12 protein-coding genes are annotated in these 14,526 nt (G+C 61.4%); 2 read left to right on the top strand and 10 right to left on the bottom strand.

The window, feature by feature from the left end; translation table 11 throughout:
• Together ACESL9_RS13935 and ACESL9_RS13930 are read right to left on the bottom strand one after the other, a co-directional pair.
• The coding region (locus ACESL9_RS13935; protein WP_372675014.1) for an ATP-binding cassette domain-containing protein at positions 1-356 on the bottom strand (356 nt) is incomplete at its 3' end.
• Positions 353-2,485 (bottom strand): AMP-binding protein, encoded by a 2,133-nt coding sequence (locus ACESL9_RS13930; RefSeq protein WP_372614428.1) that lies wholly within the window; start codon positions 2,483-2,485, stop codon positions 353-355. The genes ACESL9_RS13930 and ACESL9_RS13935, both read right to left, overlap by 4 nt.
• Before the next feature lie 261 nt (positions 2,486-2,746).
• On the opposite strand from ACESL9_RS13930, the gene ACESL9_RS13925 reads away from it, so the two are divergent.
• The gene (locus tag ACESL9_RS13925; RefSeq protein WP_372614378.1) at positions 2,747-4,654 is read left to right on the top strand and encodes a PAS-domain containing protein; all 1,908 of its coding nucleotides are present in this window, start codon (positions 2,747-2,749) and stop codon (positions 4,652-4,654) included.
• Positions 4,651-5,355, top strand: coding sequence for a response regulator transcription factor (locus ACESL9_RS13920; RefSeq protein ID WP_372614376.1), 705 nt, complete (start codon positions 4,651-4,653; stop codon positions 5,353-5,355). Before ACESL9_RS13925 ends, ACESL9_RS13920 begins: the two co-directional genes overlap by 4 nt.
• Positions 5,356-5,389: 34 nt before the next feature.
• On the opposite strand, the gene ACESL9_RS13915 is transcribed toward ACESL9_RS13920, so the two are convergent.
• The 8 genes from ACESL9_RS13915 to ACESL9_RS13880 form a co-directional block, all read right to left on the bottom strand.
• Positions 5,390-6,592 carry a hydantoinase/carbamoylase family amidase gene (locus ACESL9_RS13915; protein WP_372675013.1) on the bottom strand — a complete coding sequence of 401 codons (1,203 nt, stop codon included), beginning with the start codon at positions 6,590-6,592 and terminating at the stop codon, positions 5,390-5,392.
• Between the two features lie 130 nt (positions 6,593-6,722).
• A complete protein-coding gene (locus ACESL9_RS13910) occupies positions 6,723-8,027 on the bottom strand; it encodes an NAD(P)/FAD-dependent oxidoreductase (RefSeq protein ID WP_372614372.1) in 1,305 nt (434 codons plus the stop codon).
• Positions 8,024-9,385, bottom strand: coding sequence for a glutamine synthetase family protein (locus ACESL9_RS13905; RefSeq protein WP_372614370.1), 1,362 nt, complete (start codon positions 9,383-9,385; stop codon positions 8,024-8,026). The genes ACESL9_RS13910 and ACESL9_RS13905 overlap by 4 nt, the downstream gene beginning before the upstream one ends.
• Positions 9,382-10,062, bottom strand: coding sequence for a type 1 glutamine amidotransferase (locus ACESL9_RS13900; protein ID WP_372614368.1), 681 nt, complete (start codon positions 10,060-10,062; stop codon positions 9,382-9,384). The genes ACESL9_RS13905 and ACESL9_RS13900 overlap by 4 nt, the downstream gene beginning before the upstream one ends.
• Before the next feature lie 50 nt (positions 10,063-10,112).
• Positions 10,113-11,429 (bottom strand): glutamine synthetase family protein, encoded by a 1,317-nt coding sequence (locus tag ACESL9_RS13895; protein ID WP_372614366.1) that lies wholly within the window; start codon positions 11,427-11,429, stop codon positions 10,113-10,115.
• A 331-nt stretch (positions 11,430-11,760) separates the two neighbouring features.
• Entirely contained in the window at positions 11,761-12,339 is a 579-nt protein-coding gene (locus tag ACESL9_RS13890; protein ID WP_372614364.1) for a TIGR02281 family clan AA aspartic protease, read from the bottom strand.
• A 17-nt stretch (positions 12,340-12,356) separates the two neighbouring features.
• Positions 12,357-12,980 carry a MarC family protein gene (locus ACESL9_RS13885; protein WP_372614426.1) on the bottom strand — a complete coding sequence of 208 codons (624 nt, stop codon included), beginning with the start codon at positions 12,978-12,980 and terminating at the stop codon, positions 12,357-12,359.
• Positions 12,981-13,023: 43 nt separating this feature from the next.
• On the bottom strand, positions 13,024-14,526 hold a 1,503-nt coding region (locus ACESL9_RS13880; RefSeq protein ID WP_372675012.1), incomplete at its 5' end, for an ABC-F family ATP-binding cassette domain-containing protein.

Genomic DNA, 14,526 nt, shown 5'->3' with positions numbered 1-14,526 from the left:
GTCATCACGTTGTCCAGAACACTCATCCCCTCAAAGAGCGCGATATTCTGGAACGTCCGTGCAATCCCTTGCCGCGCCACCTCGAAGGGTCGCATCCGTGGCCGTACCGCACCCTTGTACCAGACCTCGCCCTCCTGCGGGACGTAAAAGCCCGAGATGACATTGAGCATCGACGACTTTCCGGCCCCGTTTGGCCCGATGATCGCGCGAATTTCGCCCTCACGAATGTCAAAGCTGATATCGGTGATCGCCTTCACACCACCAAAGCGCAGGCTGATGTTTCGCATCTCCATCAACACGCCACCGATCGTCCGACCGTCCGCGGTGACACTGGTTTCCTGATCCATCACGCTCATTCTGCTGCCACCTTCTGAGGTTCGACCGGCACCACCTTGGCGTCGCGAATCTCCAGCGTCGCCTTGATTGTCCCTTTACGCCCGTCTTCATATGTCACCTCGGTCACGGTCGAGACAGTCTCGGACCCGTCGTAAAGCGCCTCGACAATGTCGTTGAACTTGTCGGCCACGAATGCGCGGCGCACCTTGCGGGTTCGCGTCATCTCGCCATCATCCGCATCCAGTTCCTTGTGAAGCACAACAAACCTGTGGATCTGGCAGCCCGAGAGCATCGGATCTTCTGCTACCGAACGGTTCACCGCCTCGACATGTTCCTGGATGGTCGCCAGAACCCGCGGGTGGCCGGCCAACTCCTGGTAAGAACTGTAACCGATATTGTTGCGTTCGGCCCAGTTGCCCACCGCCGTGAGGTCGATATTGATGAAAGCAACACAATGGTCACGGCCATTCCCGAACAGCACGGCCTCGAGGATGTCGGGATAGAACTTCAACTTGTTCTCGACAAACTTGGGAGCGAACATCGCACCGTTTGCCATCTTGCCGACATCCTTGGCCCTGTCGATGATCCGAAGATGCCCTGTGTCCTCCTCGAAGAACCCCGCATCGCCGGTATCAACCCAGCCATCCGAATCCTTGGTATCCGCGGTCGACTCGGGGTTCTTGTAGTATGCTACGAACGTGCCTGGGCTACGATAAAAGATCCGCCCCTCATCCGTGATCTTGATCTCGACCTCGGGTGCGGGCACGCCAACCGTGTCTGCCCGGACCTCGCCATCTGGCTGCACGGTGATGAACACCGATGCTTCGGTCTGTCCGTAAAGCTGTTTTAGGTTGATTCCGAGCGAACGATAGAACTCGAAGATCTCCGGTCCGATCGCCTCGCCTGCTGTGTAACCCACCCGAATACGCGACAGTCCCAGCGTGTTCTTGAGCGGACCGTAGATCAGAACTTCACCCATGCGATACTTGAAATAGCTGCGCAGGGGCTCAGGATAGAGATAAAGTCCCAGCGGATCCTTCGCCTTGAAATGGTCGCGCGTATCAACCGGATGCCGAAGCTTCACAAAGAACAGGCGAATGGCATTCTCAAGAAGGGCCTCAATGGCGAAGCCAACCCCCATTGAGAATTTCCACGCCTGCTTGATCCGCCGTTTGAGGTCAGGTCTTGCCAGACTGCGCTTCGGCATCCCGTACTTCTCGCCCGCGCCAGAGCGCGCGAAATCCATGAGGTGGTGAAACAGGGCACGTTTGAGGGTCCCCGCATCCTCCATACGGATCATCACATTGGTCAATTGCGTCTCGAAGAAGCGTGGCGGCGCAAAATAATAGGTCGGTCCGATTTCGCGCAGATCGATCATCATCGTTTCGGGACTTTCGGGGCAATTGACGCAAAAACCTGTCCAATAAGCCTGCCCGATTGAAAAGATGAAATCCCCCACCCATGCCATCGGAAGGTAGGCCAGAACCTCGTCGCCCGGCCCCAGATGGTCGAACTCGCTCGCATTCTGGGCGCTGCGGATGATATTGTGGTTCGACAGGATCACCCCCTTGGGTTTGCCGGTCGTGCCTGATGTATAAAGCATCACGCACTGATCATCGAAAGTCAGCTTTTCTCGCCGGTCCTTGAGCTCCTGAATGAACTCGTCGTATGCGGCCCGACCCTGTTCCTGCACCTTTGCGAATTCGTGTAGCGCCCTGTGGTCGTATTTGCGCAAACCGCGAGGATCGACATAGATCATGTGCTCGAACTGATGCAGACGCTCCTGCACCTCGATCACCTTGTCGACCTGCTCCTGATCATCGACGATTGCAAATCGTGCGCCGCAATGCTCGAGGACATATGCCATCTCTTCGGCTGCGCTATCCTGATAGAGTGGAACCGGGATCGCGCCAACCGATTGCGCAGCCACCATTGACCAATAGAAATGTGGACGATTACGCCCAATAATGGCAATGAAATCGCCCTCGTTCACACCCAGATTGATCAGTCCAAGCGCAAGCGCCTCGACCTCTTTCTCGGTCTCGGCCCACGTCCATTTCTGCCAGATGCCGAACTGTTTCTCGCGATAGGCGTCTTTCGAGCCGAACTCGCGTGCATTACGCTGCAAAAGCGCCGGAATGGACTCCAGTCCACCGACCGTCTGAGACGGATTGCCCAAGTCTTGTCCTCCCCTAGCCCGCGTCCTCCGCCGGGCCCCCCGGTTGCGCCGGGGGTTGATTCTCCCGCTTCATTGGGTGCGGAACCGACCCTTGCCGTCAAGTTTTTCTCCAAGATTGCCAGAATCTAACGAATTGTAACACTCTATGGCGTGCTGATCATGGCACCGGCGTTCTCCATGTCCCCTTTCCCAATGGCATCGGTTGCGCTACCTCCGATAGCAGGAGGGGCCATGACGCAGACCAGTACAGACACCCATGCCATGATGATGGCGGGGCTGAACCTTATTCAGCAGGCACTGTCGATCTACGACTCCGACCTGCGCCTGGTCATCTCGAACCGGATGTTTCGCGACATGTTCGGCCTCCCCGAAGCGCTCGTCACACCAGGTGCGCTTTTCGAGGACACGATACGCTATCTCGCCACAAGCGGCGAATATGGACCGATTGAGGATATTGAAGAGTTCGTGACCGCCCGAGTCGAACAGGCACGGGCTTTCGTGCCGCACTACATGGAACGCTCCCGCGCCAATGGCCGTATGATCTCCGTCGAGGGGTCCCCCTTGCCACAAGGCGGCTGGATCACCGTCTATACCGACATAACGGCAACAAAACGCGCCGAACAACTTCTGCGGACCCGCTCAGAAGAACTTTCGGACCAACTCCTGTCTCATGCCGAGGAGCTGTCGGCGGCGAACCGCGAACTGGCCGCAACCGTCACCGCGCTGGAAGAAGCCAAACGCCAGATCACCGAGGCCGAGGCGCGCACACGCCTCACCACCGAGATGATGCCGGCCCATATCGCCCATGTCGGAATCGACCGTCGATATACCTATTCCAACCGCCGTCTCAGCACCATCATGCCCGGCAGCCAGACCAATATCGTCGGCAAACATGTGGCCGATGTCATGGGTCCACAGCCATGGTCGGTGATCGGCCCCCAACTCGACAGCGCCTATGCCGGGCAACCTTCGGTCTTCGAGTTCACCCACGAGCCCTCTTCACGCCGAGTTCGTGTCGCGCTCACTCCCGACCCAACGTCGGGCGGGGTGTATATCCTGTCCATGGACATCACGGAAGAAACGCAGGCGCGCACTGCCTTGCAACAGACACGCCGGCGTGAAATTGCCGCGCAGCTCACCTCCGGGCTCGCCCATGACTTCTCCAATCTTCTGACCATCATCCTCGGGATGCAGTCACGTCTGCAGCGGATGGAACTCCCCGGCGAGGCCGGGGGCCTGATCGCCGCCACGCTCTCGGCTGCCCGACGTGGCGGCACATTGCTTAACCGCATCGCTGACATCACCGGTGCGCGCGAGGTTCACCCCCGGCCCACCGACTTGGTCGCATTTCTGCGCGATATCGAAACACTTGCCGGATCGACTCTGCCCCCGCAAATCAAGCTCGAAATAAACAACCTGATCGCGCACGAGGCGCTGATCCTCGATGCGGGTATGCTTCAGGACAGCCTGCTGAACCTCGTTCTCAATGCCCGCGATGCCTGCAAGGGACAGGGGCGTATCCTGCTCATCGCACGTACTGTTCAGGACACATGGGCCGAATTCATTGTGCGCGACACCGGCCCCGGTTTCTCGCCACAGGCGCTGGAACACGGGTTCGAGCCTTTTTTTACCACCAAGGGCGGCGAAGGTTCCGGACTTGGTCTTGCAATGGTTTATGACATGACCAAACTGGTTGGCGGACGCGCCATGTTGGCAAATCGCGAAGGCGGCGGGCAGGTTTCGATCCGCCTGCCACTGCGTCCCGCATCTGCACCCATTGCTCCGGGTCTGGTCCTTCTGGTCGAAGACAGCACCGATCTACGCGCCACGATCCGCGACATGCTGACCGGCGCGGGCCACACGGTAATCGAAGCCGCCAGCGCCGCCGAGGCACTTTCGCTGGTCACGCAGATACAGGATATTTCCCTTCTGCTCTCCGATATTTCGCTCGAAGGAGATGACACGGGCATCGACCTTTTCGATCGCCTTCCCGATCAACATCCCCCAGTCTTTCTCATGACCTCACTGCCGTCAACGCATCCCCTTCACCAGGCGGCGGCTTCACGGGCACCGGTTCTCGCCAAGCCCTTTACTGCCGATCAACTTGCCGCTTTTCTTGCGATGGAGCCTGCTTCATGACCGATGCACCCCTCGTCACCATCCTTGACGACGAACCGGCGATACGCGCCATGCTCTCGGACGCCCTCGAGGAGGCGGGATTTCGCACGATGGGATTCTCGCGTGCGACCGAGTTCGAGGCGGCATTGAAATCGACCACTCCCGATGTCTGCCTTGTCGATCTCTCGCTGCCCGACCGCGACGGGCTTTCGCTCGTCCATCGCCTCGCACTCGAACAGGGGGCAAGTGTGATCATCATCTCGGGGCGCGCGCAAGTGCAGGATCGCGTGACCGGCCTTGAACTGGGAGCGGATGATTACATTATCAAACCCTTCGATCCTGCCGAGGTCGTCGCGCGCATCCGCGCACGCCTGCGCAAACCCGGCCCCTCACTGCAAACCAGCGATACGGCCCGCTTCAACGGCTGGACCGCACATTTCGACCGATACGTACTAACCGACAACACCGGGCTTGAAACCCCCTTCTCTCACGCCGAGGGTGAAGTATTGCGGATGTTTCTGGAACGTCCCAAGCGGCTCGTTTCCCGCACCATGATGCAGGAAAGCCTTGGCGGGGCCGCAGGGCAAAGCTTTGATCGCGCGATGGACGTCCGCATCTCACGGCTTCGCACCAAGTTGCGCGAAGATCCCAGGAACCCTCGACTGATCAAGACAATCTATGGGGCAGGATATATCTTCCTAGGGGATGTCACATGGTCCTGAGCGGTAGGCGCAAGCGAATGCGATGCATGGATTCTCAGCCCTGAAGGCGTTCCACTGCGCCGGCCAGAACCTTGAGGCCGGCCACCAGATCGCGCTCATCCGTATCCTCTTCAAAGGCATGGCTGATCCCGTTGATCGACGGCACAAAGAGCATTGCAGAGGGCATCAGTTGCGCCACATTGGTGGCATCATGCAGCGCGCCTGACGGCATCCGGCGCCAACGCCCCGGCGCCGTGTCTTCCGCCGCCCCTTCCAACGCGGCGCGCAGGCGGGTGTCCAAATCCATTGGCTCGAGTCCAAGCAACGGCCCAAAACTCACTTCCAGTCCGCGGTCTGCCGCCACTTCTCGCGCGGTCTCGCGAATGATCTCCTCCATCCGCGCCAGCCGTCCGGCATCACCATCGCGCCACTGCATTGAAAATACGGCCCGTCCCGGCACGATCGAATGCGCATCGGGATGCAGGCTCGCATGACCGATCGTCCAGACGGTGGTGGGTGTCACCACATTGTCAAACCGCGCGTTGATCCGTGCGTTGAAATCGGCCAGCCCCTGAAACGCGTCGCGGCGTCGATGCATCGGGGTCGTCCCTGCGTGGTTCTGCTCGCCTTCAAAGGTGATCCGCATGTCGCGAATCCCCACGATATTTTCTACGACACCGATGGCCTCACCGGCCTCAAAAAGCCACGGCCCTTGTTCGATATGCATCTCGATGAACCCGCTGAATTGAGCTGGATCAACGAAATCGCCGATCAGATGCGCCATCTCGCCCCGCGCTTCGGCCAATGTCACGCCCTCGCGGTCAGTCAGTTCATCAGCCGCCTCAAGTGAAAGCTTGCGCGACCATACAGTGCTGCCCGTAGTTACGCCAAAGCGCCCCTCCTCGTCCTGAAACGACACGACGGAGATCGGCGGCCCATCTGCTTCGCGGGAGGCACGCGCCACCTCGAGCGCCGCCATGACGCCGAGTGCGCCATCAAGCCAGCCGCCCTCGGGCTGACTGTCGGAATGCGAGCCCATAAGCAGGGACTTTCCTTCGGCCAGTCCGAACAGGCTGCCAACCGGGTCATAATGGGTCCTGAGACCGGCCGCCTGCATCCGCCCGGCAAACCACTGCCGCGCTTCGATATCGGCTTTTGTATAAGCCGGGCGCACCACGCCCTTGCCGATGCCGGACGCGCCGAAACGCCGCAATTCGTGCAGTTCGGCCAGAAACCTCTCGGGATTGACGGGAATCATGATGCGCACCTCCTGTTATTCGCTCTGGCATACGCCGCGATTGTCACACGGTCAATTTATCACGATAAATTGCGCCTACCGAACACATTCCACGTTTCACCAACAAGCGCACATCGGACCGAATGTCCGATCAGATCCCCAGCCGGTCGCGCGTGGCATACCACATCATCGCCAAGGTGAGCAGCGGTGCGCGCAGTGCCGCACCGCCTGGAAACGGGCGTGTGGAGATACGCGACAGGACATCGAATCCGTCGCTTTCTCCTTCGATCACGCGGGCAAGGATTTGCCCCGCCTGCGTGGCACTGCCAACGCCATGCCCGGAATAGCCCGAGGCCGAAAGGACATTCGGCGCCACCCGCGCGACATAAGGAAGTCGACGCATGGTGATCGCCAATGTCCCGCCCCAACTGTAATCAAAGGGAATATCCGCCAGATGCGGAAAGATCTCTGCCATCGGCTTGCGAACGGCCCGCTCAATGTCCGGGAAACGATAGCCATAGCTTTCGCCCCCGCCAAAGAGCAGCCGCTTGTCAGGGCTAAGGCGAAAGTAGTTGATCACAAATTTTGAATCTGCCACCGCGACGTCGCGGGAAAGCACCTTGGCCGCATCATCTCCAAGAGGCGGCGTCGCGGCGATGAAATTATTGATCGGCATGACCCGCGCCGCGACCTTGCGATTCAGCCCACCCAGATAGCCATTGGCGGCAAGGATGACATGTTCTGCCTGCACCTTGCCCGCCTCGGTGCGGATTTCGACCGGGCGCGAGCCCTCCTTGATCTCCTGCACATGGGTGCCTTCGTGAATGCGCACGCCCGCAGCCACGGCCGCCCTTGCAAGGCCCAGCGCGAAATTCAGCGGATGCAGGTGGGCCGCACCCATGTCCAGCGAACCACCCACATATTTGGGCGAGGGGCAAAGCGACCGCATCGCATCATGGTCGAGCGCCTCGATCTGCCCATATCCGTAATGGTCCCGCAAATGCGCGACATAGGCATGCTCATGCTCCACCTCACGCTGCGTAAACACGGCATGTGCCACGCCGGGTTTCAGATCACAGTCAATCTCATGCTTGGCCACCAGCGCCTTGACCAATGCCTTGGCATCTTCGGCAAGGCTCCACAGCTTGCGCGCGTCTTCAGGCCCGACCAGTTTTTCCAGCGTGAGCTGGTCCACCCGCTGACCCGACCCCAACTGACCGCCATTGCGACCCGACGCTCCGAATCCCACCCGATGCGCCTCGAGAAGCACAACATCTCGCCCCGCCTTGGCCAGATGCATAGCCGCCGAAAGACCGGTGAAGCCGCCACCGACGATACAGACATCGGCGCGCGTTTCCCCTTCGAAGGCAGGAAACGGATCACAGTTATGCGCAGTAGCGGCGTACCAGCTTTGCGGATACTGCCCACGGCGATCATTGGAAAACAGCAGGTTCATACGTTCAGCAACAGGTGTTCCCGTTCCCAGGGCGAAATGACTTGAAGGAATTCCTCGTACTCGGTGCGCTTGACGATAGAATAAACCCGAGCGAATTCAGGTCCCAGTATCTCGTGCAGCTTGTCCGCCGCGTCGAAGATATCCAGCGCCGCACCCATCTCGCGGGGGATATCCTCTTCCCCTTCATAGGCGTCACCCTTGAACTGCTTGTCGGGGCGTTCTTCTTCCAGCAAGCCGAGATAGCCACAGGCCAGACTTGCCGCGATACCGAGGTAAGGGTTGCAATCCATTCCTGCGAGACGGTTCTCGACGCGCCGTGATTCAGGCCCGGAAAGCGGCACGCGAATGCCCGTGGTTCGATTGTCACGACCCCATTCAAGGTTGATCGGCGCAGCGTGGTCACGCACATAGCGGCGATAGGAATTCACATAGGGCGCAATCATTGCAATGGCCGAGGGCAGATGGGTCTGCATCCCGGCGATGAAATGGAAGAACGCGTCGGTTTCCCCGCCCTGTGGGCCAGAAAAGATGTTCTTGCCGGTGTCGACATCAAGCACCGAGTGGTGAATGTGCATGGCGCTGCCTGGTTCATCCGCGATGGGCTTGGCCATGAAGGTGGCATAGCAGTCGTGACGCATCGCCGCTTCGCGAATGAGGCGTTTGAAATAGAAGACCTCGTCCGCGAGCTTGACCGGGTTCCCATGTCGCAGGTTGATTTCGAGTTGCCCTGCCCCGCCCTCCTGGGTGATCCCGTCGATCTCGAACCCCTGTGCTTCCGCAAAGTCGTAAATGTCGTCGATTACCGGCCCGAACTCGTCGACGGCAGTCATTGAATAGGCTTGCCGTGCTGCGGCCGGGCGGCCGGAGCGGCCCATCATCGGCTTGATCGCCTTGGCCGGATCGAGATTGCGCGCGACCAGGAAAAACTCCATCTCGGGCGCAACGACCGGTCTCCAGCCCTTCTCATGGTAAAGATCGACCACCCGCTTGAGCACGTTGCGTGGGGAATAGGGAATCGGATTGTTCTTGCGGTCATAAGCGTCATGGATGACCTGAAGCGTCCAGTCGCCGGTCCAGGGCGCGGCGGTGGCGGTGGACATGTCCGGCTTGAGGATCATGTCGCGTTCGATGAACCCCTCGTCCCCGGCCGCCTCACCCCAATCCCCCGTAATCGTTTGGTAAAATATGGAATCAGGCAGATGGAAATAGGTTTGACGCGCGAATTTCGACGCCGGAACGGCCTTGCCGCGGGCGATGCCGGGAAGGTCGGCGATAATGCATTCCACCTCGTCGAGCCTGCGGCCTTCGAGGAAGTCCTGCGCAGCCTCGGGCAGGGTCTTGATCCAGTCGGCGGTCATTTCTCTTTCCTGTTCAAGTGCTTGACCATCATTTGCGCGAACGTCGCGCTGTCGTTTGGCTGGTCGAGAGTCGCTTTGGCGGTATCAATCAGCTCCGGCGGGACCACGCCGGGGGCGCGATGGCGCAGAAGCGCATCGATCATTGCTGCTGAAAATTCGGGATGTGGTTGAATTGTCAGTATATTGTCACCGATCATCATGGCGGCGTTGGCGCAGAAGTCGCTCGAGCCGATCACCTTGGCGTCGGGCGGCGGTTCTACCACCTGATCCTGGTGCCAGGCATTGAGGCGCATCGGCTTGCCCTCGATGTCGTATTCCTGCGACCCGACCGACCAACCCCCTTGATATTTCTCGACTTTTCCGCCCAGCGCTTGGGCGATGACCTGATGGCCGAAGCACACGCCGATCAGCGGCTGGCCGGCGTCGCGGATGCTGCGGATCAACTCTTCGAGGGGGGGGATCCAGGCGTGGTCTTCGTATGCGCCGTGTTTGGAGCCGGTGATGAGCCATGCATCTGCCGCTTCCGGGTCGTCGGGAAACTGTCCATCTACCACAGAATAGGTAATGAATTCATAATCTTGTCCGTCCATAAGGCGGCGAAACATGGCGTCGTAGTCGCCGAGCTCGTCCAGGACGACCTCGGGCGCGTGGCCGGTTTGCAGGATGCCGATTTTCACGTCTTGCTCCGAATTTGATCAAGTTTCAAAACGGCCTTGCGCCCCCGGCGTCAGACCGTCTCGAGATAGGTTTTCCACTGGTCCTCGAGCGCGATCGCCTTCATTCCCTCGAGTTCCTGGCGCTTGGTATAGCACAGGTTTGACACGAGGTCTCGGGGCAGGATGCGGGCGATGCGGTCATCCGTCTCGAAGGCCGAAATCGCGCTCAGCCAGTCCGGGGCGAGCCCTGGCAGATCAAGGTCATAGGCATTGCCGGTGATCGGTGCGGGCGGGTCCGCCGCGTCCTCGATCCCGGTGAGCGCCCCGCCGAGAATGACCGCCAGCGCCAGATAGGGGTTGATGTCGCCACCCGCCACACGGTGCTCGATCCGGCGCGCGACCGGCGGCCCCGACGGCACCCGGATCGCCGCGGTGCGGTTGTCATAGGCCCAGGCCGCACCGGTGGGCGCATGTGCCCCCGGTTCGAGCCGCGCATAGGAATTGGCATGCGGCGCAAAGATCAGCGTCGCACCATGCATCGCCGCGAGACTGCCGGCAATCGCGTGCTGCAGGAGCGCGCTGCCCTCGGGACCGCCATTGTCGAAAATGTTGCGCCCCTCGGCGTCGAGCACCGAGAAATGCACATGCATTCCCGAGCCGGCATCACCCGCGAACGGTTTCGCCATGAACGTCGCCGCCATTCCGTGCTTGCGCGCCAAGCCCTTGACAAGGCTCTTGAAAAGCCAGGCATTGTCAGCCGCGCGCATGGCCTCGCAATGGCGCAGATCAATCTCGAACTGGCCGAGCCCGGCTTCGGAGATCGCCGATTGGGCGGGAATGTCCATCGCCTCGCACGCCTCGTAAAGCGCGGTAAACCAGTCGTCGAAGGCATCGAGCTGCCTGAGCGAAAGGATTGCCTGCCCATGCAGCGGGCGCCCCGAAAGCGGGTTGATCGGCGGGGCCAGCCGGGTTTCGCCATCATCGACCAGATAGAACTCCATCTCGGTCGCGGCCTGCACCGTCCAGCCGCGTTCGGCATAGCGCGCCAGCACGCCGGCCAGCGCATGGCGCGGATCGCCGGCAAAGGGCGTGCCGTCGTCATGGAACATCCACATCGGGACAAGCGCGCTGGGGCTGTTCAGCCACGGCATCGGCAGCGGCCCGCGTTCGGTCGGCAACAGGACCCCGTCGGCGTCGCCGGTCTCGAACACCAGCGGGCTATCCTTGATGTCGGCGCCCCAGACGTCGACGTTGAGCACCGAATAGGGCATCCGCACCCCGTCGGTTTCCAGCTTTTCCGCGGCCTGGGACGGCAGGCGCTTGCCGCGCACCTGACCATTGAGATCAGCCGCACCGACGCGGAAGGTTTGCAGATGTCTGAGGTCCATGATGGGCTCACCTGGGTAATTTGATCAAAATATCTGCGCCTCGTTCGAAAAAGTCCAGTGCTTTCCTGTGATCAAAGGTTAACGCCGCAGAAGCGCGAAAAACAGGGGGGTGATTTGCGTATGACTCCCGGCTGCCGCCCGGCTGCCGGGTGACTCAACCATTCGTTAACCGCGCGAAAGGTTAATGCGGCGTTCTTGGTGTCGGGGGAGGATCAGATGAGCCACGTCCAAGGTTGAGCATCTCGCCCGGGCATGCGCCCACCCGTGCAGGCGCATCCCCTATCGGTGGGCTCCGTTAGCGAACCATGCGCAATACGTTCGCAATCTCGCCTCAGCGCGTCAGCGTCAGCGACCCGTCCGTGATCTCGATCTTCGAGTAGCGGTTGAGATAGCGCATCCCAAGGAGTGAACCGGACATGTCGCCATCGTTGACATAGGCCATAACACGGTCGTCCCTGATTGCACCGATGCCGATACTGTCGAGCCGCACCGGCGCGGTACGCACTTCGCCATTGGCGGTAAAGGCACGCCCGACATAGGAAAGGCTTTCAGTATCTATGCCCGCGCTCTGCGCGTCCTCGCGGCTGAGCACGATTTCGGTGGCGCCAGTGTCCACGGTAAAGCGGACCGGCGTGCCGTTCACTTCGGCGGTGACATAGTAATGCCCGTCGCGGTCGCGCGGCAGGGTGATCACCCCCTGATCGGCGATGACCGATTGCTGCGGGACGACGGCTTGCCGGATGTCGTCCCAAAGCGCGACCACGGCGAGTGCCGCGGCAAAGATCAGGCCCCAGACCAGCGCCTGTTGCACCATCTTGCCCAGCCGCGCACGGTTGTTGGCGAAGAACCACAGCAGGATCGCCGAGAGCAGCAGGACCAGATAGGTAAGCGAGGCGGGATCGTTCGACATGGATCACATATAAGGGCTCAGGCCCCACCCGCAAAGCCGAACTCACGCAGCCCGTCAAGAATGAACTGCACCGAAAGCGCGGCCAGAAGCATGCCAAGCAACCGGGTGGTGACATTGATGCCGGTCTTGCCCAGCGCGCGTTCCAGGTAGCCCGAGAGCAGGAAGAAAAGCAGCGCGAGGAAAAGCACCGCCGCGACCATGCCGATTACGAGCGCCAGCCCCAGCACACCCGGTTTCTGGCCTGCCAGCAGGATGACCGAGGCGATGGCCCCCGGCCCGGCGATGAGCGGGATGGCCAGCGGAAAGACCGAGGGGTCGGGGGCCTCGTCCTCTTCCTCGACCTGGCCTGCGCGGCGTTTCGTGCGGCGCTCGAACAGCATGTCGAGCGCGGTAAGGAACAGCAGCGCCCCGCCCGCCACCCGGAACGCGGGCATGGAGATGCCGACAAAGCCCAGAACCGCCTCGCCGAAGACCGTAAAGGCGGCGAGGATCGCGAAGCCGATGACGCAGGCGCGGATGCCGATGGCGCGGCGGCGCGACGCGCCCTGGGTCAGCGCGATGAAGAGCGGGGTCAGGCCGATCGGGTCGATCACCACGAACAGCGTGACGAAAGCGGTGACGAGAAAGGCGGTGTCGATCAGCTCCATGGCCAAGCGTTACGGCAGCGGCGCGCGGCGCGCAATACTAGCCCCCGGCCGATTCGAGCTTTTCCAGCGCCGTCATCCACAGCGTCTCGGCGCGCTCCAGCCCCTCCATCACCTCGGCGTATTTCTTTTGCCAGACGGCGGCCTCGGCCGGGTTCTCGTAAAGCTCGGGGTTGGCCAGCTTCTTCGCCAGCCGGTCGCGCATCTCGTTGAGCTTGTTCACGCGGGCCTCGCATTTGCGCGCATCCGAGCGCAGGGCGAGGATAGCGTCGCGCGAGGGGCGCTTGGGTTTCTCTGGTTTCGGCTTCTCGGGCTTGTCGGGTTTGGGCGGCGACAGCAGCATCTGGCGATAGCTCTCGAGATCACCCTCGTAGGGCGCGACGCGCCCGCCCTGCACCAGCCACAGCCGGTCGGCCACGAGCGACAGAAGGTGCATGTCGTGGCTCACGAGGATGACCGCGCCGGTATAGGCGGTCAGCGCCTCGACAAGCGCCTCGCGGCTTTCGATGTCGAGGTGGTTGGTCGGTTCGTCGAGGATGAGCAGATGCGGCGCGTCGAGCGTGGCCAGCATGAGGCTGAGTCGCGCCTTCTGCCCGCCCGAAAGCTGGCCCACCAGCGTTTCGGCCTGTTGCGCGCCGATGCCGAAGCCGCCCAGCCGCGCGCGCAGTCTTGCCGGGGTTTCGCCGGGGCGCTGGCGGCGGATATGGTCGAGCGGGGTTTCGTCGACATGCAGCTCCTCGACCTGGTGCTGGGCGAAGAAGCCGACGCGCAGCTTGGCGGCCGTGGTCATCTTGCCCGACATGAGCGGCAGGCGTGCGGAAAGGAGTTTCGAGAGGGTCGATTTGCCCTCGCCGTTGCGGCCCAGAAGGGCGATGCGGTCGTCCTGGTCGATCCTGAGATCGAGATGCGAGAGCACCGGCACCCCGTCATATCCCACCGATCCGCCCTCGACCCGGATGATCGGGGGCGAGAGTTCCTCGGGGGCGGGGAAGGTGAAGGCGCGCAGCGCGGCCTCTTGCGGGGCGGTGATCGGTTTCATCCGCGCCAGCGCCTTGAGGCGCGATTGCGCCTGTTTCGCCTTGTCGGCCTTGTAGCGGAAACGATCGACATAGGATTGCAGATGCGCACGGCGCGCCGCCTGCTTCTTGGCCTCGGATTCCTGCGCCATGAGCCGTGCCGCACGGGTGTCGGCGAAGGCATCGTAATTGCCCTGGTAGAAGGTCAGCTTGCGATCCTCCAGGTGCAGGATCGCCCCCACGGCGCGATTGAGGAGCCCGCGATCATGACTCACGATGATGACCGTGTGCGGATAGCGCGCCAGATAGCTTTCGAGCCAGAGCGCGCCTTCGAGATCGAGATAGTTGGTCGGCTCGTCGAGGAGCAGCAGATCGGGCGCGGCAAAGAGCACCGCCGCCAGCGCCACCCGCATCCGCCAGCCGCCCGAGAAGGCGCTGCACGGCATCTGCATTTCCTCGGGCGTGAAGCCCAGACCGCGCAGGATGGACGAGGCGCGCGCCTCGGCCGACCATGCGTCGATATCGGC

The sequence above is a fragment of the Aquicoccus sp. genome, assembly GCF_041686535.1.
Classification (GTDB): domain Bacteria; phylum Pseudomonadota; class Alphaproteobacteria; order Rhodobacterales; family Rhodobacteraceae; genus Aquicoccus.
The sequence above is the reverse complement of the archived record's forward strand: the minus strand, read 5'-3'. Positions and strand labels throughout refer to the sequence as shown.